21 protein-coding genes are annotated in these 24,029 nt (G+C 45.9%); 2 read left to right on the top strand and 19 right to left on the bottom strand.

Annotated features, from left to right (window positions below; translation table 11 throughout):
- Nucleotides 1–24 precede the first annotated feature (24 nt).
- The 12 genes from H1230_RS05915 to H1230_RS05860 form a co-directional block, all read right to left on the bottom strand.
- Entirely contained in the window at nucleotides 25–2,763 is a 2,739-nt protein-coding gene (locus tag H1230_RS05915; RefSeq protein ID WP_239714622.1) for an AfsR/SARP family transcriptional regulator, read from the bottom strand.
- Between the two features lie 130 nt (nucleotides 2,764–2,893).
- Nucleotides 2,894–4,150, bottom strand: coding sequence for an aminotransferase class III-fold pyridoxal phosphate-dependent enzyme (locus H1230_RS05910; RefSeq protein ID WP_239714621.1), 1,257 nt, complete (start codon nucleotides 4,148–4,150; stop codon nucleotides 2,894–2,896).
- Between the two features lie 34 nt (nucleotides 4,151–4,184).
- A complete protein-coding gene (locus H1230_RS05905) occupies nucleotides 4,185–4,940 on the bottom strand; it encodes a hypothetical protein (protein ID WP_239714620.1) in 756 nt (251 codons plus the stop codon).
- Between the two features lie 133 nt (nucleotides 4,941–5,073).
- Complete coding sequence (locus H1230_RS05900; RefSeq protein WP_239714619.1) at nucleotides 5,074–6,417, bottom strand: APC family permease; 1,344 nt, start codon at nucleotides 6,415–6,417, stop codon at nucleotides 5,074–5,076.
- Nucleotides 6,418–6,707: 290 nt separating this feature from the next.
- Nucleotides 6,708–7,094 (bottom strand): iron chaperone, encoded by a 387-nt coding sequence (locus tag H1230_RS05895; protein ID WP_239714618.1) that lies wholly within the window; start codon nucleotides 7,092–7,094, stop codon nucleotides 6,708–6,710.
- Between the two features lie 29 nt (nucleotides 7,095–7,123).
- Nucleotides 7,124–7,825 (bottom strand): metallophosphoesterase, encoded by a 702-nt coding sequence (locus H1230_RS05890; protein ID WP_239714617.1) that lies wholly within the window; start codon nucleotides 7,823–7,825, stop codon nucleotides 7,124–7,126.
- 24 nt (nucleotides 7,826–7,849) lie between these two features.
- Nucleotides 7,850–8,137: a hypothetical protein gene (locus tag H1230_RS05885; protein WP_239714616.1), complete on the bottom strand. Its 288-nt coding sequence runs from the start codon at nucleotides 8,135–8,137 to the stop codon at nucleotides 7,850–7,852.
- A gap of 494 nt (nucleotides 8,138–8,631) precedes the next feature.
- Nucleotides 8,632–10,692 (bottom strand): iron ABC transporter permease, encoded by a 2,061-nt coding sequence (locus tag H1230_RS05880; protein ID WP_239714615.1) that lies wholly within the window; start codon nucleotides 10,690–10,692, stop codon nucleotides 8,632–8,634.
- Nucleotides 10,693–10,700: 8 nt separating this feature from the next.
- Nucleotides 10,701–11,741: an ABC transporter substrate-binding protein gene (locus H1230_RS05875; RefSeq protein ID WP_239714614.1), complete on the bottom strand. Its 1,041-nt coding sequence runs from the start codon at nucleotides 11,739–11,741 to the stop codon at nucleotides 10,701–10,703.
- A 674-nt stretch (nucleotides 11,742–12,415) separates the two neighbouring features.
- On the bottom strand, nucleotides 12,416–13,186 hold the full coding sequence (locus tag H1230_RS05870) for a DODA-type extradiol aromatic ring-opening family dioxygenase (RefSeq protein WP_239714613.1): 771 nt from the start codon (nucleotides 13,184–13,186) through the stop codon (nucleotides 12,416–12,418).
- A 13-nt stretch (nucleotides 13,187–13,199) separates the two neighbouring features.
- Complete coding sequence (locus tag H1230_RS05865; protein WP_239714612.1) at nucleotides 13,200–13,850, bottom strand: alpha/beta hydrolase; 651 nt, start codon at nucleotides 13,848–13,850, stop codon at nucleotides 13,200–13,202.
- Between the two features lie 24 nt (nucleotides 13,851–13,874).
- Entirely contained in the window at nucleotides 13,875–14,279 is a 405-nt protein-coding gene (locus H1230_RS05860) for a DoxX family protein (RefSeq protein ID WP_239714611.1), read from the bottom strand.
- A gap of 143 nt (nucleotides 14,280–14,422) precedes the next feature.
- Here H1230_RS05860 and H1230_RS05855 point away from each other — a divergent pair, with 143 nt between their 5' ends.
- Complete coding sequence (locus tag H1230_RS05855; RefSeq protein ID WP_239714610.1) at nucleotides 14,423–14,974, top strand: helix-turn-helix domain-containing protein; 552 nt, start codon at nucleotides 14,423–14,425, stop codon at nucleotides 14,972–14,974.
- Between the two features lie 282 nt (nucleotides 14,975–15,256).
- Here H1230_RS05855 and H1230_RS05850 read toward each other — a convergent pair whose 3' ends face one another.
- From H1230_RS05850 to H1230_RS05840, 3 genes are all read right to left on the bottom strand, one after another.
- Nucleotides 15,257–16,075, bottom strand: coding sequence for a copper amine oxidase N-terminal domain-containing protein (locus H1230_RS05850; protein WP_239717130.1), 819 nt, complete (start codon nucleotides 16,073–16,075; stop codon nucleotides 15,257–15,259).
- Between the two features lie 736 nt (nucleotides 16,076–16,811).
- Nucleotides 16,812–17,606, bottom strand: coding sequence for a TrmH family RNA methyltransferase (locus H1230_RS05845; RefSeq protein WP_239714609.1), 795 nt, complete (start codon nucleotides 17,604–17,606; stop codon nucleotides 16,812–16,814).
- Between the two features lie 29 nt (nucleotides 17,607–17,635).
- Nucleotides 17,636–18,295, bottom strand: a complete 660-nt coding sequence (locus H1230_RS05840) for a potassium channel family protein (protein WP_239714608.1) — start codon at nucleotides 18,293–18,295, stop codon at nucleotides 17,636–17,638.
- 141 nt (nucleotides 18,296–18,436) lie between these two features.
- Here H1230_RS05840 and H1230_RS05835 point away from each other — a divergent pair, with 141 nt between their 5' ends.
- Nucleotides 18,437–18,673, top strand: coding sequence for a small acid-soluble spore protein SspI (locus tag H1230_RS05835; RefSeq protein ID WP_239714607.1), 237 nt, complete (start codon nucleotides 18,437–18,439; stop codon nucleotides 18,671–18,673).
- Nucleotides 18,674–18,805: 132 nt separating this feature from the next.
- On the opposite strand, the gene H1230_RS05830 is transcribed toward H1230_RS05835, so the two are convergent.
- From H1230_RS05830 to H1230_RS05815, 4 genes are all read right to left on the bottom strand, one after another.
- The gene (locus tag H1230_RS05830) at nucleotides 18,806–20,395 is read right to left on the bottom strand and encodes a peptide chain release factor 3 (protein WP_154121952.1); all 1,590 of its coding nucleotides are present in this window, start codon (nucleotides 20,393–20,395) and stop codon (nucleotides 18,806–18,808) included.
- A gap of 313 nt (nucleotides 20,396–20,708) precedes the next feature.
- A complete protein-coding gene (gene zwf / locus H1230_RS05825; RefSeq protein WP_239714606.1) occupies nucleotides 20,709–22,259 on the bottom strand; it encodes a glucose-6-phosphate dehydrogenase in 1,551 nt (516 codons plus the stop codon).
- A 207-nt stretch (nucleotides 22,260–22,466) separates the two neighbouring features.
- Complete coding sequence (locus H1230_RS05820; RefSeq protein ID WP_239714605.1) at nucleotides 22,467–23,291, bottom strand: YwmB family TATA-box binding protein; 825 nt, start codon at nucleotides 23,289–23,291, stop codon at nucleotides 22,467–22,469.
- An 83-nt stretch (nucleotides 23,292–23,374) separates the two neighbouring features.
- Nucleotides 23,375–24,028: a response regulator gene (locus H1230_RS05815; RefSeq protein WP_195724480.1), complete on the bottom strand. Its 654-nt coding sequence runs from the start codon at nucleotides 24,026–24,028 to the stop codon at nucleotides 23,375–23,377.
- Nucleotide 24,029: the final 1 nt, after the last annotated feature.

Raw genomic sequence — 24,029 nt, 5'->3', positions numbered from 1 at the left:
GGCCTCTTTTCTGTATAAAAAAGGTTATTCTATCCATTCCACCGACCCTTTCCGCATACGCTCCGCAACAGCTAACGCATGTGACCGCATATTAAACCGCTCTAACATGTCGATATACGCCTGATAATTCTTCTGGTTATAGGGATCTTTCGCGCAGAGCAACTCATAATATTCAATGCTTCGATAATAATCGCCCTGTGTGGCGAAATAATCCGCTAAGCGGTTGAGAATCTGCAAATACTTCAGACGAATGTGCTCACGTTCAACTTCAATAAAAGGTTCATACCTGTATTCCTCCAGTAAATCACCTTTATAACATTGCTCTGCACGAATAAGCTCCTGAACTCCATTGTCATTCCGCTCACTTTCACGGCATAATTCCAAAAAGGTAATGAAATCAAGGTTTATCCGAGTGTTATGAAGATAATAAAGACCTTCGGTATGCCCTATATAAGTGGAATTACGCCCGGATTCGCGACCCGGTTCAAGCGTGCTCCTGAGCACAGATAAGGCTACATATAATTGATTCTGCGCCGCCTCGAGCGCTTGATCCTTGAAGAGCTCCTCAATCAGCAGATCCTGGGGGATTCTCCCGCTATGATTCACGAGCAGAAAGAGCAGCAGTCTCAAGCTTGCTTTACGTTTGATCAGAATTGGCTGCTGATTAAAAATAATCTTGAGTGGACCGAGCGCCTCGATACTAAGCAGGGGTAAGACATCCGGCTCAACAATCGTAATATTCCGCTGTCGTTGTTCTTGCTTATAGCGCTCCATTATCCAGGGATAATGATTCTGTTGGCACAGCTCGGTCATTTCAAGCCATTTAAGCTGCGCGGCTTCCAAAGCTTGCTTATGCAGCAACAACTCGTACTGAGCGGCTACAACTTGTGTTAAATGAAACTTATAGGATTGCGAAGCCTGATAAGCCTTTTCGAGACTATGCGCCGCAGTCTCCCACTGTCCGTCCCGCATATAAGCTCTTGCCAAATGCAGGTTGGCGAAGCCGATATCATAGACAAAACCAAACTCTTCGGCAATGGCCACCGCTTGTTGCGCGCAATGAATCGCTGCCGCTGGATCATCATTCAGACTATAGAATTTACTTTTACTGCAATAAAGAAACAAATTGAGCGTATCATCATTGCGCGACCCGCCTTCAAAAGCTTTGTCCAGATATTCGACAGCCTGTGAAGCACCCTCTTCGATTAGAACATCTGCCATCCCGCTCAAGGCGTAAAGATGGAAATGCTCCGTACCTTCCGACTCCGCCAGAAATAAGCAGCGCTGAGCGCAAGCTTTGGCCTCCGTAATCCGATTCATATTCAGCAGAACATCCGCCAGAATATTTAAGTTCAACATGACCATATGCCGGTCTTGCACCCGCTCAAAGATGCGTAGCGCTGCCTCGAATAATTGCCGGGCTCGCTCCAGATCACCAAGCAGCATATAGATGCCAGCTAGTTGCTGCTGCACCATTGCCAGCCAGATATGCTGCTGTTTGCTCTCCAGATTGGCCAGACTTTGCTGCAGCGGCTGAATCAGATTTTGCAGGATCGAAAGCGGGATACAGCGGTACAGAAAGATGGAAGAAGCAATCGATTGGTAGGCAAAAAATTCCTCCAGCCAATTTTCAATTAAGACTATAAACTGCTGTGGCTGGTAGCGAATTTCCAGAATTTTCATCAATCGTCCAGCATTCACGAAATCTCGGCCTAAGATCGCATGCGCAAAAGCAGGGAAGAACTGATAGCCCTGCTCATAGATCACACTAAGTTTACGATGATCCTGATCTCTTTCGCTGCGGCTGGTTTCTTTACGATACTGTTCGAATAGAAAAGAACGGAATAATTTATGGTATCTAAATAAACCTTCCTTGTTCTTATAGATGAACATGAAACGTTTGGTCAGAAATTCTGGAACGTCCTGCTTAATGGGTTCCAAATACTGCTGAATAATTACCGTGTCCAGCTCTCTCAGGATGCTTGTCTTCAGCAGAAATCGCTTGATTTCCGGCTGCTGCAGATCCAATACTTCACTCGCCAGATAATCATAAAGATGCGGAATCACCGGAAAGCGACTCCAAATACGCACACGGTCCTCTTTATCTCGCTCTTGAATCGCATCGCGAATAAGCTCCAGGCTAGCTGGCCAGCCCTCCGTCTTATGATAAATAAGCTCAATTTCATAGTCTTCTAATGGGGGACCGTTCAACTCCTGAAAGAAAGCGCCGATTTCATCCTGCGTAAAGGCAAGCTCCAGATTCGTAATTGCCGCATAATTCCGGCGTACTTTGTAAGCTGCGTAAGGCAAAGTCGGTAGTTTCTGGCCGATAAATATGAAGTTAATGTTCGGAGAAGTCTCACACAGCAAGCTTTCTATAATATCGAGAATATCTTTAATAGGCTGGATAACTTGTACATCGTCAAACACAAGGTGCAGCTTACCTGGCCAATTCCCTAACCTCACAATAATCCCGGCCAATTCCTCTTGAATCGTTTCCGGCAGAACCGGCTTGGGCTCTGGAAGATTCATGTGTTTACAGAGGGCCACCTGCAAATGCGTGATAAAAGTATGGGCAAAACGGTCGCTTTCACGCAGCTGAACCCAAATGGCAGGTAAACTCCGCTCCAGAATGTAACTGGAGATTAAGGTTGTTTTGCCATAACCAGGTTCACTGACTACCGTCAGCAGCTTCACCTGCTGCTGCTGATCCAGAAGTTCATAAAGACGATTTCGGGGCAAATAAAAGGAATGAATATCCAAGCATCAATCACCTCACTGTTCTTGCCTAATTCGACATGGCCCCACCAATAACCTTTGCAGGGCCGCCGAGGGATAAGAATCATTTGTGAGGGTTGAATTTGCTAAGACATCCATTCGCTTCTGGACTGGATTATACGAATTGGGGATGCAATTTTCTTACGGCCTTAAAGGCGTCGTCTGCAACGTTCAAGGTATAGAGAATGTCTTCATCCGTTAAAGCGGCATTAATAAAATGGTTATGGTGATTGGTGAAGAAGACCCCACGCTGCACACAGGCCGCAATCCAATCCTGGTGTATGATCTGGCTCTCATCATCGGTGATTCTCATATACCACATCGGCAGCTCTCCGCTGATGTTCAGATTAAAGCTATGCGTTCTGGCTACATCAACCAAACCATCCGTCAGCTTTTTGCCAATTTCATATAAGCGCTTGGGCGCATCGATCTCTTTCAGTTTCTTCAGTGTTGCGATTCCAGCCGCAAACGGGACGGCCGAGAACCAATAGCTGCCAGTATAGAAGACTGATGAGGCGGCGCTTTTTAGAGCATCGATCCCGCAGAGTGCCGAAACATTATAGCCATTAGCGAGCGCTTTGCAGAAACAGATCAAATCGGCCTTGAAGCCATAATGATAGTCGGAGCCCGCCAGATCCAGCCGGAAACCGCAGCGTACATCATCAATCACCAGCACAATGCCATGTTTCGTACAGAGCGCCCGCACCTTGCTCCAATACTCCGCTTCCGGCAGCTCATTATCCACAAAATTGCCCTGGAAATAGGGACTTGCCATGAAGCAGGCAATTTGCCCGGGATAACGGCTGACCAGCTCTTCAAGCTGTTGATAGTTATTCCAATCGACATATAAATTGTTCGAAAGTTCGGCTTCAGCGATACCGGGATTTCCGGGCAGCTTCGTCCAGGCAGCGACACCGTGATAGCCCTTATTCACAAAAACCGCTTTGGTTCGACCCGTTGCGGCACGAGCAATCATCAAAGCAAAGCTTGTCACATCCCCACCATTTTTAGCGAAAAAAGCCCAATCCGCACTGTCCACGGTGTCGACAAGCTGCTCCGCGAATTCGACCATTGTTGCCGAAGGCAGTGTTACACAGTCGCTCAATTGGGCTTGTTCTCTGGCTGCATGATCGACATCCTCATCGCGATAGCCCAGAATGTTGGGTCCGTATGCACACATATAATCAATAAAACGATTGCCGTCAACGTCCCAGAGATGGGCACCCTCCGCATGGCTCGAGAAGAACGGAAAGGCACTCGGCGGAACCATACTGCCCTCAACGGGACCCAGATGTCCGTATACACCTGCGGGAATCACTTTCATTGCCCTTTCAAAGAGCTTTCTGCTATTGGCGTACGTGTAGGTTTCCATATCTTCTCTCCTCTTTTCATTTATCCGGGGGAATTTATACAAATGCAGGTACTTTAGCCAAAATATCATTCATGTGCTGGATCATCGGCAGCATGCCTCTTAACAGCAGATTCTCTTTGACAATCAGCTCATGAACGTTTACCTTCTCACTTAATACGTCATTGGCCGCTTGAATTGTATCGAAAATCATGTAAGCGCGCGGGGTTAACGAAGTGCTAGTCATCGCTTTCAGCACCCCATGCTCACAGAGCAGGAAGACCTGTTGGCCGCTCTCCTGAATCGAGATGGAGATCACCCCATCCGGGATTCTCTGCGCAATCTTTTGTCCGATCGCATCATAATTCCCAATACACGCGACAGCGAAAGCTGCTGTATTGAGCAGCAATCGGGTATGAATATCAAAATATTCCGGGTCCTTCAGCCGTTCATCACTGGGCTTCAAATAGTATTCCAGCCGTTTCGTAAGCGCAGTGAACTCTTTAGTGAGGAAGCTGAGTCTGGTGAAGCCTTGTAAAGGGACCGGAGTTGCCTGGCCGTCAATCATGCGATTGAAATGCTCGGTGGAGCGAAAATACAGCTTGATCGGACGAACTCCGGCGGTTTCACTCATCTTGCAGGTTCCATCCGCAAACAGTAGATATACCGACGGCCCACCCTGGATTACAAATTGGATAGAAAGCTGTTTGCCACGAATAAGAGATATGGATTGCGGATCTAAGCGGCATAATTCCTCAAGGTTTCTTAGAACCGCATAAAGATTGATTGCTGCTTTGGTGTAGCTGACCGACACAAAGATTCCTCCCTTTTCAACCCATATTTTATAACGAGGTATCAAGATGAAACGGCTTCGCCGTCCTTTAATGGACGGTATCCGTTTCTTCGAAAAATATAAGCCTAATTTATGGTGTGAAACAAACAAATTCTTATATTTCCAAATAGCCCCATTCCGGAACCTGTGTGAACACGCGGGTCTTGACGACCAAGAAGAGCAGTCCCGCACCGAACCATATCCCGCCTACCAGGAACGCTTGATGGCTCAGGTTAGCGAGCAGCCAGGCGTTGCAGAGGATTCCGCAAAGGGGTAGCAGCAGATTCAGTAGCGTGGCCTTTGGTGAACGAAGCTTGTTTTTGAAATAGTAATGAACGATAACGGATAAATTCACAAAAGCAAAAGCCACAAATGCGCCAAGGTTAACCAGCGAAGCCAGTGTGACTAAATCGAACAGCATTGAAGCAACAACGGTCAACACGCCGATGAATACAATCCCACCTACAGGGGTTACATATCGTGGATGCATATAACAGAATAGCTTCTGCGGGAAGACACGATCTCTGCCCATCACAAACAATAGGCGTGAGATTCCGGCTTGTTGCGAGACGATAAGTGTAAAGATAGAAGCTGCAGTAACTACCAGAAACAGGGTTTGAAAGACCGACCCGCCCAGAAATCCAACCAACTCCAGCGCTGCCGTCTCCGAAGTGGTAAAAGCATGGCCCTGGTACGCAAGCCCGCCTAAATAAGCAATCAATATAAACACAATACCGTTCAGCAGCGTCACGATGATCAGCGTGCGAGGGATGGTCTTCTCCGGTTTCACCGATTCTTCAGCAATGGTAGTCACTGCATCAAAGCCGAGAAAGGATTGGCAGACCAAAGCGGTACCGGCAATTACGCTGATTAAAGTGAAATCTGAATTCCAAAAAGGAGTGGCTGAGATTAAAGCACCTGCTGCTGAATGATTGACAATCTTATACATACATACGCCGAAAAATACCAGTATCACGGAAAACTGCAAACCAACCATAACCTGATTGACCTTAATCGCCATTTGCATGCCTCTGATGTTAATAAAGGTGCTAAGCGCAATAAATAGAGCAACCCAGACCACTATCGGTATCGCCGGAATCATCTCATGCAGAGCCAATCCCAGGAACAAGACCGATAACATCGGTACAAAAGCATAATCAAGCAACAGCATCCAGCCCACTAAAAATCCGGCATAGGGGTGGATCGTCTTTTGAACATAACCATAGGCAGAACCCGAGGTCGGGTATACCTTGACCATTTTTCCATAACTGAAAGCCGTAATCAGCATGACTAGAAAAGCTAACAAATAAGCGGTAGGCAGCATCCCTTTGGAGATTTCGGTGGCAATCCCATACGTCCCAAAGATGGCGATCGGCGCCATCAAAGAAATGCCAAAGATGATTTGTTTGCCTTGCGTCATGACTCTAAGTGGAACCCTCGCTTCTTCTGCCTTCTCCAAACGGTATCACTCCTCTTCAACGAGATAGTTTAATGTCATTAATGTTAACATGATAATTATAATACAGAGTAAACCTTACTGGAACCTTACAAAATAAGCTCGTAACATGGAATCATATATTCATTTTTCACATATACCTTACACGATAGGTCTCAAAATCATTATTCATGTTCGTATATATAACATGAAATTAAATGGAATACTCCACATCATCAAAAAACAAAAAAAGACCAGTAACCCAGTGAGGAGTATCCCCCACAGGTACCAGTCTCTTTTCTTCGAATATACGACTACTTCTTTTTCGATTTGGCTTCTGCTTTCTTGATATTCTCAGCCACTCTAAATTGAACGATCCTGCTAATTAATTCAAAGGGAAGCGGCTGATCCAAAGGAAACTGCACGGACCCTTTTGCCCCTTTATATACAGATAATTCTTCTTGAAAAGCCTCGATTCCCCGAGGAGCCGGATAAAATCCGATGTGCTTCTTAAACACCGCGAAGTGCACCAGATTCCCATGCAAAGCAAAAGTAGGCATCTGATAGCTTATCTTTTCTTCTGCCTCTGGGGCCGCCTCTTTTATAACGGTTCTTATCATCTTTAGTTTGTCCTGAACCTCAGGAGCGAATTGTGAAATGTACTCATCGATGGATTCAAAGGTTATTTTGTTTTCTTCCATGAGATCTCCTTTCGATGTTCCAGAATTTTTTAGAATCGACTAATTCTCCGCTGCTCAATCTTATTAGTAGCTGGCTTGAACACGTAATATATCTGTTCACTCAGATTTATAATTCCTAAACCTCTTTCTTCTACGACTGAATACGTATTTGAACCCATATCACAGTTTATTCGAACTCCATCATGAAAAATCCTCTCGACCGGAGTGTGCCCATGCACAATGGCTTTACCATTCGTTAAGGCGAGCAGTTTATCTCTTGGGATACTATAGAAGTCGAACTCCGACATCCAGAGGATGTCCCGGCTTTGATTGACCAGGGATTCCACTGGATCAAGTCCAGCATGAGTGTACACGTACTCCGCATCTTCGAAATAAAGAGGCAAAGCACATGCCCACTCCATATGCTCCTGCCGGCTTTTTTCATCTGGGAACATAGTTGTGAAGCTTTGGAGCGTCTCATATCCACCGTGACTCAGCCAAGTCCGATCACCGTGCTTCATATAGTCCCCCATCATCTCTTCATGATTCCCGACTAGAGCATGGACTGTGTTCGGATACTTTTCGGCCAAGGCTTTGATCCGCTTAACTACTCCTGCAGAGTTCTCCCCCCGATTAATCATATCCCCACCAAAAACCATTTGATCGTGATTAAGATCGACCTCTGCATGATTCAGAAGAAGATCCAAACCCAAATAATCCCCGTGAATGTCAGTCATGAAGAACTTTCTCATTGAATCCCTCCATCGAAATCCGCATTATTCTTGATTTTCACCATATTCGCTAAATCTTTGATACCATCCGTCTTCCGTAAAGAGCTCTCCATGCAAACCATCACTTATTTCTGCTAGGTTCTTCCCATTGACTACTATTGTTATTCCTTCCTCATCTTGCTGTTGTAATTTAAATAAAAAATCATGGATGCCTGTATCGATACTAGAAACTAAAGCCCTTCTCATAATACTTATTTGATCTTCGTTAAATGTCTTTAAATCAGTTTGTAATGTTTGAAGGGATGGTGCTTTCCATTTTCCTGCGATAAGCATATCAAAGTAATTAATTGAGCTTTAGGATACCTTACTAAGTCTAACATCTCCGAGCTGCCAATACTCTTGATCTCTTCTTTAATTGTTACACTGGATGGGAAAGTGTACACCTTTGCTATGAGAGGAATAGTTGTAGTTTGTACACTTAAAACATCGCCTTTCCCAAGAACGGACGCTTTAACTGCATTATCTGCAGTTATATTCATTGGCAAAGGCGTGAAACAGGATTTTGTCGAGATTTAGCTGCACGAAATACAACTAAAGGCACTTTAACGGTTCATTTCCCCAGAATAAGTGTACAGAGTGCAGCTAAGTGCTTCGAAGATGTTGAGCAACTAAATATCACTGGAGAGCTTAGGAAAAGAAAAAAGACTGGATAATAGATCGGTAGAAGGCCGATCATCATATACCAGTCTTTTGTGAAATGCTCATTCATTTGTCTTGAGTTTTTGCTTTGCCTTAACTATGCACTAAGTATCAGTCTCAGAAACGTTTTACCCCTTACGAACCAACGAGCGGTACATGAGAAATAGGAAATACGGAGCTCCGATCAGCATAATAATCAGGCCTGACGGAATTTCTGTCGGCGCCATGATGGTTCTGCCAATTGTATCAGCAATGACGAGCAGCAATCCGCCAAGCAGTCCTGACAAAATAATAGAGCGTCTCGTATTATGCCCAATCATGATCCGCACTGCGTGCGGCGCCATCAGTCCAAGAAAACCAATGGTTCCTACACTGGCAACAGCTCCCGCTGCAAGCAAAACGCCGAGAATCATCGCCCAGAGCCGGGTTCTCCGAACCGGTAAGCCAAAACCTGTGGAACTCTCGTCGCCAAACGCCAGCAAATCGAATTTCTTACCCAAATAGTAAGCAGTCGGCACCAGTATAAGTAGAAATATAAAAAGACTATTAAATTGATCCCAGCCCCGGCCATAGGTCGAACCTGTTAACCAAATAAAGGAACTGCTGCTCCATAGACTAGCCTTGACGATCATGACCTGTATGCCCGCAGAGAAGATTGCCGATATTGCGATTCCGAGCAGGATGAGCACAGACGGATTCAAGGATTTGCGCCAGGCTAGAAAAAATACAAAGGCCGCTGCGACAACTCCACCCGCAATCGCGGCAAACGGAAGTGCGAATATCGTTAACCCCGGCCATGCGACCAGCACAATCATCGCGCCAAACCCGGCACCCGAGGTCACGCCTATAATGGAGGCGTCAGCCAAGGGATTTCGGACAGCGCTTTGAATTAAGACACCGCTGATGGCAAGTGCAATACCACCTTCAGCCGCAACGAGTGTACGCGGAAGCCGCAAATTCAGCAGAACGGAATACGATTGATCTCCCCCGTGGACTAGACTGCCCAGCAAATCGGCAATCGGTATTCTCGTCCCCCCAAGCGACAAGCTTACAAGGATAATAACGATGAGCAGTACAGTCATACATATCGCCGTTGGAACAAAGCGCAGTCGCAACGCTGCTCCTCCTATACTCATGGAGGACTGCCCAGCGCCTGAACCGGATATATTTTTCATCTTAGTGAGCACCAGCCAAATGAGCCAAGGCGCGCCAATAATCGCCATGACCGCGCCGACCGGCATCTCTCCCACATTGCTCCGCACCATACGCGCAAGCGTATCCGCTGCCGTAATAAGCAACGCTCCCCATAACGCGCTCGCGGGAATAAGCAGACGGTGTTTGCGGATACCACTGAGCCGGACAAGATGGGGAGCGACCAGACCCACGAAGCCGATCGGTCCAACTACGCTGACCACGACCGCAGCCATTAACACCGATATGCCAAGGCCCACCGCCCGAGTTAAACCTACGCGCTGTCCGAGTGAGCGGGAGGTTGACTCATCAAGCTCCAGCGCATCGAATTGCCTTCCTGCGAACACTGCTACCCCAAGGAGTGCAACGACGAAAGGCCAAGCATATTTAACGCCGTCCCAGTCAAGCTGAATTAGGGAACCCGCACCCCATAAGAATAAATTTTGCGTTTCTGTTTTATAGAAAATATGAAGGGCCGATGTAAACGCACCAAGCACCATGGACACGATCATACCCGATAAAGCCAGTCGCACAGGTGTGGCGGTCTTGCCTCCGCTCAGGAAATAGGCAGCTAGTGCAGCCAGCAATCCTCCTGCTGCGGCCAGCAACAAGGGGTACTGATGCTGCATAGCCGGGAAAGCAACCATGCCAAAAACAACCATAAAATAAGCCCCAGCATTGATCCCCAGTGTATCTGAGGAAGCGAGCGGGTTCTTCGTTATCGTTTGCAGTAAGGCGCCAGCCGCAGCAAGAGCAGCCCCGGCCAGAATGCCAATAACCGTGCGGGGCATGCGGATATCCCACAACAGATTATGCTCCATCACATCTTGGCGGCGGTGAAGTAACCCCTCCAATACGGTGACTGCCGGGATCTTGGCCTCTCCGAAACAGAGGCTTAGAATGAATAGAACAAAGAGGACGGCAAGGCCGCCCCCAAATATTCCAATTAGCCGCCAGGTCATTCCTATCGAGGCTTCTTTTTTACTCTTGTCGATCATCAAAGTACTCATTTCGTTAATGTTTTCACAACTTCATCAACGATAACTTTGGAGGAGATTGGACCGCCGAACACCCAAGTCGCGCTATCTAATCCGAAGGTGCGTTTCTCCTTAACGAAGTTAAGACCGTTCCAAACAGAGTTATCCTTTAGTTCTTTCGTGAAAATATTATCATCCTTCTGGACGATATAGAGCAGATTAGTATCCTGAACCGCAGGCAAGGATTCAACGGTTGATGTACTAAATCCGTAAATCTCGAATTTTTCAGGGTTCCAATCGTTCTTCAGGCCAATCCGATCCAACGTTTGTACTGCCAGTGAGTTGTTGGTAAAAAGACGCATCGTCGCTGCATTCTGATAGCTATATGCTTGCGTCAGTACATAATTCAGGCCTTCCTTGCCTGCTGCGGCCAGCTTCGCTTTCGCATCCGTATAATGCGTATCCAAATCAGCAAGGACCTTGTCGCCTTCAGCAGTTTTACCAACAGCAGCTGCAATCGTTTTGAAAGTATCTTCCATTTGAGTATATTGATCGCCTTTTCCTTCAAGCGGATACAGACTAAAAATCAGCGTTGGCGCAATACTTTTCAATTTATCATATATTGCTTCGTGGCTATCGGTATTGGCAATAATCAGATCTGGCTTTAAAGAAGCAATCGTCTCCAGATTCGGCTCGTCGCGAGCACCAACATCAGTCACGCCTGCATCAAGTGATGCTTCAGAAGTCACATACAGCTTATAGTTTTCGTTATCGGCATTGCCCACCGGCTGTACACCGAGCGCAATAACATCTTCCGTAAAGGTCCACTCCAGTACTACAACCTTTAGCGCAGGCTTATCCAACTTAACCTCGCCTTTAGCATCCTTTAGTATAATAGGACCGCTCGCCGCTTCAGTGCCCGCATTTGTAGCCGTTGCATTTGCAGCAGGAGTTGCGTTGCTAGCTGCTTCTCCGTTAGCGGCCGAATTATTCGTGTTGTTAGATCCACAGCCTGCTGCAATCAGCATTACAACGATAACCATAATTAAACCCATTAACCTTTTGTTCACTTTGTATATCCCCCTATTATGTATTAACTAAATTAATTCGTATGATAATCATTATCTCTAAACTGATAATGATTATCATTATTAACTCTATTAGCTATAATATATTCGATTTCCTCAAAAGTCAAAGTTAAAATTTAAAGAACTCTGCGCTGAGAGAAACAGCTGCGAAACAAACTTCATAAACAAGAAATGTAGAATACTAACACTGGCCTTCACAATCCTAACTAATTGTATATATCTCTTACGCTATTTAGAGATCAGAGAAGATACAAAAAAAACGGAGAGCTTAGCATATCAAGTCAAGCGGAAACGGAAGGTTGGACCCTGACTATGAAATTGCTCAGGCATGGCAAAGGTTAGAGAATGGTACACAAACCACACAAGATATTGAACTTTTGAATTATGAGATATTTGAATCCAAATTTGAGGGGATTTTCAAAACGGATTATGAGACCGCACATGCTGCCTCTGAAAATTCGGGTAGGGTTTGGAAACTGTTCTAGTCGTACACGAGAGAATTCCCCTTCACATTTTGTTAGATATAATAACATTTTTCGTTTGCTTAATAGACCATAGCCCATGAGAAAAAAGCCTAGTCTTAACGACTTAGGCTTTAGGTATGTGTAATTAAGCATTTGATCAATACCTCCTGATCGGCCCTCTTTCATTTTACCTTAATTAAACTGCCAGCAACTCAAACTCAGATTGCCGTATTGATAGCTGCGGTGCAGCAGCTTCGCTTCCCGGTTAGCGTCACCTGTTCCCATGGCAAGTAGAAGTGGAATGAAATGTTCACTCGTCGGGACGGCCTCCCCTGCATGGGGAGCAAGCTCATGGTATTGAAACAAGGCTTTCGTATCCCATGACTCCACCTTACTTTGAATCCAGTTGTCGAATTGCTCCGCCCAATTGTCAATGCCCTCGGACCGCCAGTTCAATTTCCTTAAATTATGAACGGTTCCTCCGCTTCCGATAATAAGCACATCCTGCTCGCGAAGCTCCGCCAATGCCTTGCCAATCTGATACTGCTGCTCATTAGATAAATACCGATTTACGGATAGCGCTACGACTGGGATATCTGCATCTGGATATAAGAGTTTTAGAATGGCCCATGCCCCGTGGTCCAAACCTCTTTGTTCATTTCGATTGTTCTCAATACCATACTTTGTAAACAAGCTTTGAATCTGTTCCACAAGCGGTAGGTCAGTTTGAGCCGGATACGTCATCTGGTACAGCTCGTCCTGGAATCCGCCAAAATCATAAATGGTTTCATACGTTGCAGCGGCACCAATCGTCTGTACCGATTCCTCCCAATGAGCGGAGAAGAGCACAATCGCTTTTGGCTTTGGCGTGTGGTCTTTAAACTCCTTAAGCAGCTTGGTATATTCGTTATCCTCGAGCACGATTGAGGGTGCGCCGTGTGCGAAAAAATAGGATGGTATCATGTGTTTTCACTCCTTATTTGCTTAATTCGGCATCCTGCTTCAACCAATTCACCAAATCGAGTTGGTTTTCTTCAGATACGCCGTGGTCGGTCGGATATAGTTTGAAAGTTAAGTGCTCCGTTTGTTCTTTTAAATAGGCCGCTGTCTCGTGCCCGATACGAACCGGAAATACAGAATCGTATTCACCATGTGAGGCAAATACGGAAACATCTTTAATACTGCGAAGGGAGTATTCTGTTTTCACAAATACAGGAATATATCCGCTCAGCGCTACGATTCCCTTTAATTGTTCTCCCATCGTAAGCGCAAGTGTCATGGACAGAATTGCACCTTGACTGAAACCAAGCAAATAACGTTTGTCAGAATCGATTGGATACTTCTCCGTTGCGTAATGAATGAATGCTTCAAGATCTATAGCTGCTTGGTCAAACATCTCCCGAATGGGGTTTCCCAAGCTTTTTAAATCGTAATACTGGTACCCCGCACCAAGCGGCAAGTTACCGCGAACCCCGATGATAATGAAATCTTTAGCCAATGGAGCGACCAAGCCGAACATATTTTGTTCATTCGATCCTTTGCCGTGGAAGGTGAAAATCGTTGGATATTTCTTGCCTTGCGCCAGATTAACCGGTAAATGAACGTCATATTGATAAATAGGATTCATCTTCGTTCCCTCCTTAGTTGAAAGTTATCTGCTGCGCTTGCCCATAACAAGATGGTCAACAGATAGCGGTGTTCGATCGGCAACAATCAGATACAACGAGATCAAGATAAATCCGAGGTCCAGCTCATAACCTGCCATCTGACCATTGCCCAGAAGTCCTACTGATAATTTAGCAGTCATAATGGCACCGATGAGCACAATCACAAACAATGCTGATACATAACGAGTAAATAATCCCAATATAAGCATAATACCGCCGACAAGTTCAATCACCACCACAACATAAGCTACAAATCCCGGAATACCTAATGAGGTAAACCATGCTTCTACATTGCCAAGACCCATTTGAAACTTATCTACAGCATGGAATACAAATATGATGCCCAGCACCACACGCATAATAATGGAAACAACAGTTGTTCTATTCATTCATTTCTCGCCCCTAAAATATTAGTAATAAGAATATATTTTCTATATGTGTAATTTAACGCGAATCACATTGACTTGTCAATACAAAAATTGATAATATAAAATTAAGTTTTGTATTACAAATATTCCGGAGGTGTGATCAGATGGATATTGGCTCTACTATACGAGCAATCCGGAAACGAAAAAATATCACTATCGCTCAAATATGCGAAATGACCGGCCTGTCCCAAGGCTTTATGAGTCAGGTTGAAACGAATAAGACCTCACCGTCCATTTCAACGCTGGAAAACATAGCCCAAGCTCTGAAAGTACCACTAGCCTATTTGCTGTTAAAGAAAGAAGAGCGTATGCGAATTGTTCGAAAAGACGAACGGACAATCACAACTAGCGGTTCAGCCCATCTAAAAGTAGAACACTTGAGTTCCACAAAGAACGTACGGATGACAATAGTAGAGTTTCCTCCTGGTGCTATGATTGGAGATGCTCCCCATGCACATGAAGGACAGGAGGTACATGTGGTTCTTAAAGGGAGAATATATGCGGAACAAGGGGAAGACGGGGCTGAATTTGGTGAAGGAGATTCTTTTAGCTGGAATGCTTGCACGCCCCATTTAGTAAGAAATATTGGTGAAGATACGGCAATCGTGCTAATCTCCATCTATACAGAGAATGAGAACGGACAGGACCTCATCTAAGACAAAAGCCCACAATCAGCAGTTAGGCTGAGTGCGGGCTTTTCAATATCTTTTAAAACCATTGTAGAGAGAATTCAAGATGTTTATAGGTGCCGTAAGCAAATAGCTTCTGGCCTCACCCATCTATTGTTCCGTCTTTGCCGATGATTGCTGGGCTCTCCATTTTGGGATTTATCGTTATGGACCAATTGATCTTCCTCGTCTTTAGGTTGATCGATACGATCCCGTTGGTTCCCTTGAACTGCTTGGGTTTCAGATTGAGTAATTATTCGGTGCTTCTTATTAATTGTTATAAGCTCCAACAAGAATATATTGAAGGGAATCTGATAGAATTGAATAAGGTGCCGTTTCTACTGTAAATGTCCCTCCCGGCTCTATCTTTCCGGGTAGGTTAGAGATGTCAATGATATGAAAACTGGGATCTTGTACATAAAAGTGCAGGTACAGTTGGTCGTTCAAAACAGCCGATTCCCCTTCATTTACAGCAGTCAGTTGGACGTTTGTTACATTTATTCCACTTGAATTAGTGTGTGTAGTAACAGAAGCTTTAAGGGGCCTGATATCCTTGTTCAGTTTATCTGATAAAAAATGCAATTCATCGCTGACAACTCCAGATGGCAAATAAGCCGGATCAACCTTTAGGGTTACGATTCTCTTGGATTGATCCCAACCCGTATCGATGTGGAATGAGGTTGAAATAATACTCAAAGGAACAAACATACTTCCTTTATACAAAGTGGGAAGTGTATCCATTTCGGATGAAACCCCATTGATCTCAACTTTTGGGGAGCCTATGGTCATCTTTATCGTATAGAATTTGTCGCTGATCTTCCCATAATTTTTTCTTGAAATGAGTGCCGTTTTGCTGTCTGCATTATAGGTTACATCCGCCGATAATAAATTCGAAAGGCTGCGCAAAGGAACCATTAATCGGTTCTCTTTATCGACATAAGGCGCCATAGGAGCAGTATAGATCACATAAAATTGATTGAGTTTTAAAAGTACTGTTGATTGAGATGGGGTATTGGCGGCTGAAACAGATAAAGCAGGAACAGAAACTAATACGACTAATAGACCAAGCAAATAACGCATTTTCTTCATCAATCCAGTGCACCATCCTTTACATAACTATCTTTGTTCACTATCTTAGCAAATTCAGCTTGATTAAGGTTATGCAGCTTTCGTAAACGTTTGATATTTGTCCAATATCGTTAATAACAACCACCTCCGAGCACGCTTTGTGCCAATTGTCCTTACAGGAATTCCGAACCTCAAATTCAGTACTTGAAAAGATTAAGGATAAAAAAAAGTCCTGATACATCAAGATCTTCTTGATCATCAGGACTGACTTCGTTGGTCCAAAACTACGTTCCAAATCAATACCAAACTGAATTACAACTCACAGTAGGAGTTATTGTTGTTTAACAGCCCCTGTAAAAACATAAAAAATTTTGTCTCAAATTTTGCCCCTCTCCAACATGCCCCAATCCCTTGCCCCACAAACCTTCCCCTTCATTTTCGAGATAATAATTCGTGTCCCGTCATGTCAGGTTACAAGAGCAGAAAACTGGGATCAGGTTCTTATAAACCAGGGCAATGGCTTGAGTAAAAGCTTAAGTAAAGACCTCTCACAACCTCTGAACCCTTGAGCTGCTTGGGTTTCTGATGGAGTAATTATTCGGGAAAAGATTGAGAAATCCTCCATTATGTTCTACCGCAACGACAAAAAGACTGGGAAATGGATCGAGGAAAGGATCGATCTTCTCCAGTCTTTGGTCTTCTTGTGGATACTAATTTTTATTCCTGGACAGTTTTATTGAAATTGGACAGGAATTATTTATTGTTTAAAGCCCCGCTGCCGCATCCCTTCAAACAATAAAATCGTCGCCGCCATCGCCGCGTTCAGCGACTCGGCGCGGCCGGCCATCGGGATAATGATGCTCTTGTCGACGAGTCGGGCCGTTTCTGGCGAGATACCCTTACCTTCGCTGCCGATAAGCAGCCACTGGCTGCCATGAAAATCATGGCTGTAGCATGTTTCTTCTCCATGCAGCGAGGTACTGACCAGCAGCGCACCGCGTTCGCGTGCCTGCGGTAGGATTTCACTTAAATTCCCCTCCACTACGGGGAGGTGGAACATCGAGCCCATCGTGGAGCGGATGGTCTTCGGATTATAGAGGTCGGCGCAGCCAAGACCGAGAATCACTCCGTCCGCACCCGCGGCATCCGCACTGCGGATGATGGTGCCGACATTACCGGGGTCCTGGACTCCGTCCAGAACAACGACCAGGGAATCTTTTTTCGACAAGATGGCTTCTGCTCCCTGCTGCTCTTTACGCACAATAGCAAAGACCGGCTGCGGCGTATTCGTGCTGCTGCACTTGGAAATTACCGCCGCCGAGACCCCGATAACCTCCATCCCCTGAACCGACTGCAGCAGTTTTTTTAGTTCACTAGGCATTCCTCTTTCCAGGTCATAAGCCAGACATTCTACCTCAGCCTCGGCAAGTAATGCTTCCTGTACCAGATGAACTCCTTCGAGAATATATTTTTGGGCTTTGTCGCGATGTTTCTTCTCCTGCAGCCCAGCCCATTCTTTAACCCGCGAATTTTGCGGAGATATAATTTCCATAAGGTATCCTCTCATCATCTCTTGTCTATTTATTGATATGCCCGTTCAAGCTTGGTTAAATTGTCCTTATGCCCAACGATAACGAGGATATCCCCATCAACCAGACGATCCTCAGCTCGAGGAGAGATGTTCATCTGCTCATCCTTCCGAATAGCCATTACGTTGCAGCCATACTTTGCCCGGATGTCGAGCTCCTGCAGATTCTTGCCCAGCATGGAACCGGACACTTTCATATCCAGAATACTGTAATCCGGTGACAACTCAATATAATCAAGAATATTAGGTGAGGCCAGATGATGGGCGACCCGCAGTCCCATATCACGTTCAGGATAAATCACCTTATCTGCGCCAATCTTGCTTAGTACTTTACCATGCAGTTCACTTTTGGCCTTGACGATAATCGAGGGTACTCCAAGATCCTTCAATATAAGGGTCGTTAAAATACTCGCTTGAATGTCCTCACCGATGGCTACTACCACTACGTCAAAATTGCGGATGCCCAGTGCGCGCAGCGCTTCTTCATCCGTTGAATCTGCGGATACGGCGTGGGTTACTATGTTCGATATTTCCTGTGTACGCTGCTCATCTGTATCAATCGCTAAGACATCAAACCCCATGCCGCTGAGCGCTTTAGCTACACTGGACCCGAAACGCCCCATTCCAATGACGGCATATTGTTTTTTAGCCATGTCTATGTACCTCCCGAAAGCAATTCTATAACTCCAACAAGTATATCATAAGGTCTGAAAAACTTGAATTTTCCGATCTTCTCCAGGACATATTATAACGAAGTGCTTGAACAGCTTAACAAAATTTCAGGGAGGTGTGTAATGCCAGTTACAATTGATTTACGCCAGGCGATCATTCATAAAGTGCATGGTCAGTCTGAGGCCGATCTGCGGCATATGATTGAAGGCTCCGTAGATGGGCCAGAAGCAGCGCTTCCAGGGCTTGGGGCTGTGTTTGAAATCATGTGGAAGAACCTCGACACCGCCAAGCAGGATAACCTGGTTACTTTGCTGCATGAGCACCTGAAGACGATTCCTTTAGGCTCCATAACATCCTAGCATGCAATAAAATCAGCACAAAACCTCCGTAACTCAAGGTGCAGCTGCACACACGAGGCGGAGGTTTTTGGTAGTAAGCAAACGTTTGAGCTTGATTTTATTCTAAATTGCAGCTACCCTAGCCAGCCCTGCTCAAGGAGCCGTCTCCAGGAACTTAGCCGTCGGATTCTTCTCCATCGCGGTGCGCATGGCATATTCGTTCTCAAACAGTACAACGTAGTTGCCCTTCTTATCCGTCACCAGCGTCGAGTTAATGCGGAACTTACCTGGATCAGGCTTATTCACATCATCTACAATCCAGCGTGCGAACTGGTAGGTCATCCGTTGCAGTTGAACATCCACGCCATATTCACCCTTCATGCGGTATTCGAACACCTCGAATTGCAGCTGTCCAACTACACCCAGAATCGTATCATCAAAGCTGGTCGTACGGAACACCTGAATCGTGCCTTCCTCGGTCAGTTGGTCAATCCCCTTCTGATACTGCTTTTGCTTCAGGGCATTCTTAACAGTTACCTTGGCAAAAATCTCCGGTGAGAAGGTTGGCAGCTCATCGAACTGAATATCTCCAGCTTGACTCAGCGAATCTCCAATGCGGAAAATCCCTGGATCGAACAGACCAATAATGTCGCCTGGATAGGCTTCCTCAACGATGTCGCGGTCCTGAGCCAGAAACTGCTGGGGTTGGGACAGCTTGATGTCCTTGCCAATACGGACGTGCTTAACACTCATTCCGCGCTCGAACTTACCCGATACAATACGCAGGAACGCAATCCGGTCACGGTGAGCGGGGTTCATGTTGGCTTGAATCTTGAACACATAACCGGTGAACTTCTCATTCGTCGGCTCGATCGTACCCGCAGAACTGCGGCGTGGCTCCGGCTTCGGAGCAAGCTCCAGGAAATTGTCCAAGAAAGTCTGTACGCCAAAATTGTTGATCGCACTGCCGAAGAACACCGGTGTGATCTCTCCCCGCAGCACTTTCTCATAGTCAAAAGGATCTCCAGCTACGTCAAGCAGCTCTAAATCCTGGCATAGCTGGTCATGCAGGTAATCTCCAGCCATTTCGCGAATAATCGGATCGCGGTAGCCCTCAACCTTCTGGACTTTGATCACTGAGTGATCATCTCCCTGGAACAGCTCTACCTGACTCTTCATCCGATCATATACGCCGCATAGCTCACGGCCTCCACCTATCGGCCAGTTCATCGGCACCGCACGAATACCCAGCACCTGTTCCAGCTCTTCCATCAGATCAAACGGGCTGCGACCTTCGCGGTCCAGCTTGTTAATGAAAGTGAAGATTGGAATGCCCCGCTTGGCGCAGACCTGAAATAACTTGATCGTCTGTGTTTCCACACCCTTTGCCACGTCAATCAGCATGACGGCGCTATCCGCAGCAGTTAACGTACGGTAGGTATCCTCACTGAAATCCTGGTGACCTGGTGTATCCAAAATATTAACTCTATGGTCCAGATAGTCGAACTGCATCACTGAGGAAGTAACGGAGATCCCGCGCTGCTTCTCAATTTCCATCCAGTCACTGGTCGCATGTTTGCTTGCCTTACGGGCTTTAACCGAACCCGCGAGCCGGATGGCCCCGCCGAACAGCAGCAGCTTTTCCGTCAAAGTTGTTTTACCCGCATCCGGGTGAGAAATGATCGCAAAGGTTCTGCGTCGATCCACTTCCATCTGCAGTTTCTGATCCGGTGCTTTGTTCATTACACATATCCCTTCATCTATAGATTCCTGCTTCTGCTTCAATTAGACTACAGTTCTCATCAAATCGGCGCTTTGCTCATTGTACATATCCCTTCATTGCTGAATTAATATCTATTTTAAATTTCGCTACAGGCCGCTTCAAGTGCATCCTTTAAAGTATACCAAAATCCGGCAAGCATTATCTACAAAAAAGCCCGCAGTGTAAAAATTTAATATCGGCAATACGTCATTTTGGCCTTTTGGCTCCCTTATTTCTAAAAAAATACTCCCTGCAGACGCTGCAGGGAGTGGTATTCACGTGTGCTGATTAGTATTAGCTATTAACCTGCCATACTACATTGTCTTCTTCCTGGCCGTTTACTGGCCACCAATGGAAGCCATCCTGAGCGAGCAATTGATCCGCTTCAACCGGACCCCATGAACCAGCCGGATAAGAAGCCAAATCACTGGATTCTTCCTTCCAAGCCTTGGCAATACGGTCCACGAACGACCAAGCTGAGGATACCTCATCCCAACGGGTAAAATAAGTGGAATCGCCTCGTGCTGCATCATGCAGCAAGCGTTCATAAGCTTCCGGCGAGTTAATGCCTACCATACAACTCTGGCAGAAATCCATCGCTAACGGCTGAATTTCCGATTCCGAGCCCGGCTTCTTGGCGTTAATCTTAACGTAGATGCCTTCCATCGGATTGACGCGAATGACGAGCAGGTTCGGCTCCAGTTTATGCTTTTGTCCCAAATAGACATTGGTTGGCATACCCTTAAATTCTACAACCACTTCCGTCGTCTTCACGGGAAGACGCTTGCCGGTACGAATGTAGAAAGGAACGCCTGCCCAGCGGAAATTGTCCACAAATACACGTGCAGTAAAATAGGTCTCCGTATTGGATTCCGGATTCACTTTCTCCTCCTGGCGGTACGCCGGAAGGGTCTTGCCTTTGTGTATTCCTTGAGTATATTGTCCGCGCACTACATGGCTACGAACTTCATCCGGTGAAGCGTATGGACGCAACGAGCGTAATACCTTCACCTTCTCATCACGAATATCTTCAGCCAACAGACGGCTAGGCGGCTCCATTGCAATCATCGTCAGCAGCTGCAAAATATGGTTCTGTCCCATATCCCGCAGAGCACCGGCATTATCGTAGTAGCCCCCGCGCTCTTCTACACCTACAGTTTCACCAAGTGTAATCTGAATATTGGCAATATGCTTATTGTTCCAGAGCGGCTCGAAGAAGGCATTCGCAAACCGGATAACTTCAATGTTCTGCACCATTTCCTTACCCAGATAATGGTCGATCCGGTAGACTTCCTCTTCCTTGAACACCTCACGAATTTGTCCGTTCAACGTCTCCGCTGACTCCAGATTATATCCGAAGGGTTTCTCTATAACGAGGCGGTTCCAGCCTTGACTATCCAGCATGCCACCAGCCTTAAGGTTGAACGAAACACTGCCGAACAATTCAGGAGCAAGAGCAAGGTAGAACATACGGTTGCCTGGAATATGGAACTTCTCTTCAAGCGCCTCCGTTTGAGCTCTCAGCTCACGGAAACCGTCAATATTGTTGATGTCCAGCGACTTATATTCAAAATGCTGTACGAATTCATTCCATTCACTCTCGTCCCCTGCCTGATAACGACAGAACTCCAGGATGGATTCCTTCACATCAATTCTGAACTCTTCTTGAGTACGCGGGCGTCGCGCCACGCCAATTACCGCAAAATCTTGTGTCAGCTTACCTTCACGGTACAAGCTGTAAATCGCCGGGAAAAGCTTACGCCGGGCTAAATCTCCGGTTGCCCCAAAGATAAAAAATACAGCACCGGGTGTATGCAGTGTATCAAGGGTTTGATTTTCAGCCATGGCTCCTCATCTTTCTCTATGTAATATAGTTGTCGTTTATTCTCAGCGTCGACTGCATCATAAAAATGTACGACGACGTTATGTCATTTTATCATATTCATAAAAAGGATGCTATCACATTCCTGACAAATACTCTCGGGATTTCGTAAAGTTTGATTACTCTTTCTTATTAGAAACCATATCTAAGCTTATATTAAGCACTTCGTGCTAGTATTCGATGGTTATTAAAGGAAAACCAAGTGTGATCCGGTTACGCTCATCATTGCCATTCTTATGAATAGCTGCCTGTAAGGCGATGGCATGATCACCGCTGCTAACGTATCGTTCAAAGCCAGGTACAGCATAAGATCTGCTATAGGTAGTCTCATCTTCGTAGCTTTCTACTGCCATGATTCCTGACAAATGACCGACCATGGACTCCTCCGAATGATTCAAAGCTGTTTGGGGAGTTCCTTGCGCTTTGGCAATACCTTGTAGGGAAACGTTCCATTCGGCTGTAATGCCAGCCTTGTGCATAATTACTCCAGCTTCTTCTGCCGTATTCTGAAGCCCGGTTGCCTTGAGCAAATCTGCAGTCTCCAAAGTTACGATAACATAACTGCTGCCATTCCCAAGCTCACTCCAGAACATTGAAGTCCGATAGGATGAATTCGGAGCAGCGACAGCGCGATAGGTCATATGTCCATCCTCTTCGGCCTGACTGACCTCTCCAAGTCCGAGCTCCGCTGACAGCTTTTGTGCAGCTTCTGCAGTATCAGGGTTAACCTGAATGAATTCTCCCTGCCATTTCATAACCAGACGGAGTGGGGTTCCAGACATTGTAACCTCCTGGCCCAGAGAGCTTAATAACAGAAGCGATTCGTTAAGTCCAGCATTAGCAGCTAGAGAAGCATTCGCGGCAGCTACTGTGGTCGATGTACCGGCAGCGTAGCGGAATCCTACCAACATGGCTATTGTGATGCACATCCACATAAGCAGTTTCCCTTTAGCACCTGTTCTAGTTCTAGTTCTAGTTCTATTTCTCTCTCTCACTATTAATCTCCCTCTCAATCCGGTCTAGTAATCTACTAAACAGGATGTCCTACGAGAGAGATTTTAAACCTTACACTTACGAATTATTCAGCCAGTCCATTTTTATATGCATAAATTGCCGCTTGGGTCCGGTCATCCACACCCAGCTTGGCGAGAATATTCGTCACGTGGAATTTCACTGTTTTGATACCAATGATTAATTGATCGGCGATATCCTGATTGGATTTGCCCTTTGCGAGCAGTTTTAGCACTTCCATCTCACGCTCAGTAAGCTCTTTATATGCAGGTGTCTCGCCATTAGCATTCGTGCGGAAGCGATTCATCATTTTGGAAGCTACCTGGGATTCAAGCACAGATTGTCCTCTAGCCGCAGCACGGATCGCATCTGCAACTTCAATCGCGCGTGAGGTCTTCAGGAGATAGCTGAAGGCGCCAGCTTCAATGACTGGATACATCTTTTCATCATCCAAATAACTGGTCAGCACAATCACTCGGCATTCCGGGTACAGCTTCATCAGCTGTCTCGTTGTTTCAATTCCGTCCATCCCATCCATCACGAGATCCATCAGCACAACATCAGGATTATATTCCTTAGCCAGTCGAATGCCTTCTTCTCCGCTTCCTGCTTCGCCCACCACTTCAATTCCGTCCTCGGTACCGAGGACTGCAGCCAATCCGATCCGCACCATTTCGTGATCATCTACCAGCAGCACTTTAATCGGTCCTTCCATCCCCATG

It is taken from the genome of Paenibacillus sp. 19GGS1-52, assembly GCF_022369515.1.
Taxonomy (GTDB): Bacteria; Bacillota; Bacilli; order Paenibacillales; family Paenibacillaceae; genus Paenibacillus_AQ.
The sequence above is the reverse complement of the archived record's forward strand: the minus strand, read 5'-3'. Positions and strand labels throughout refer to the sequence as shown.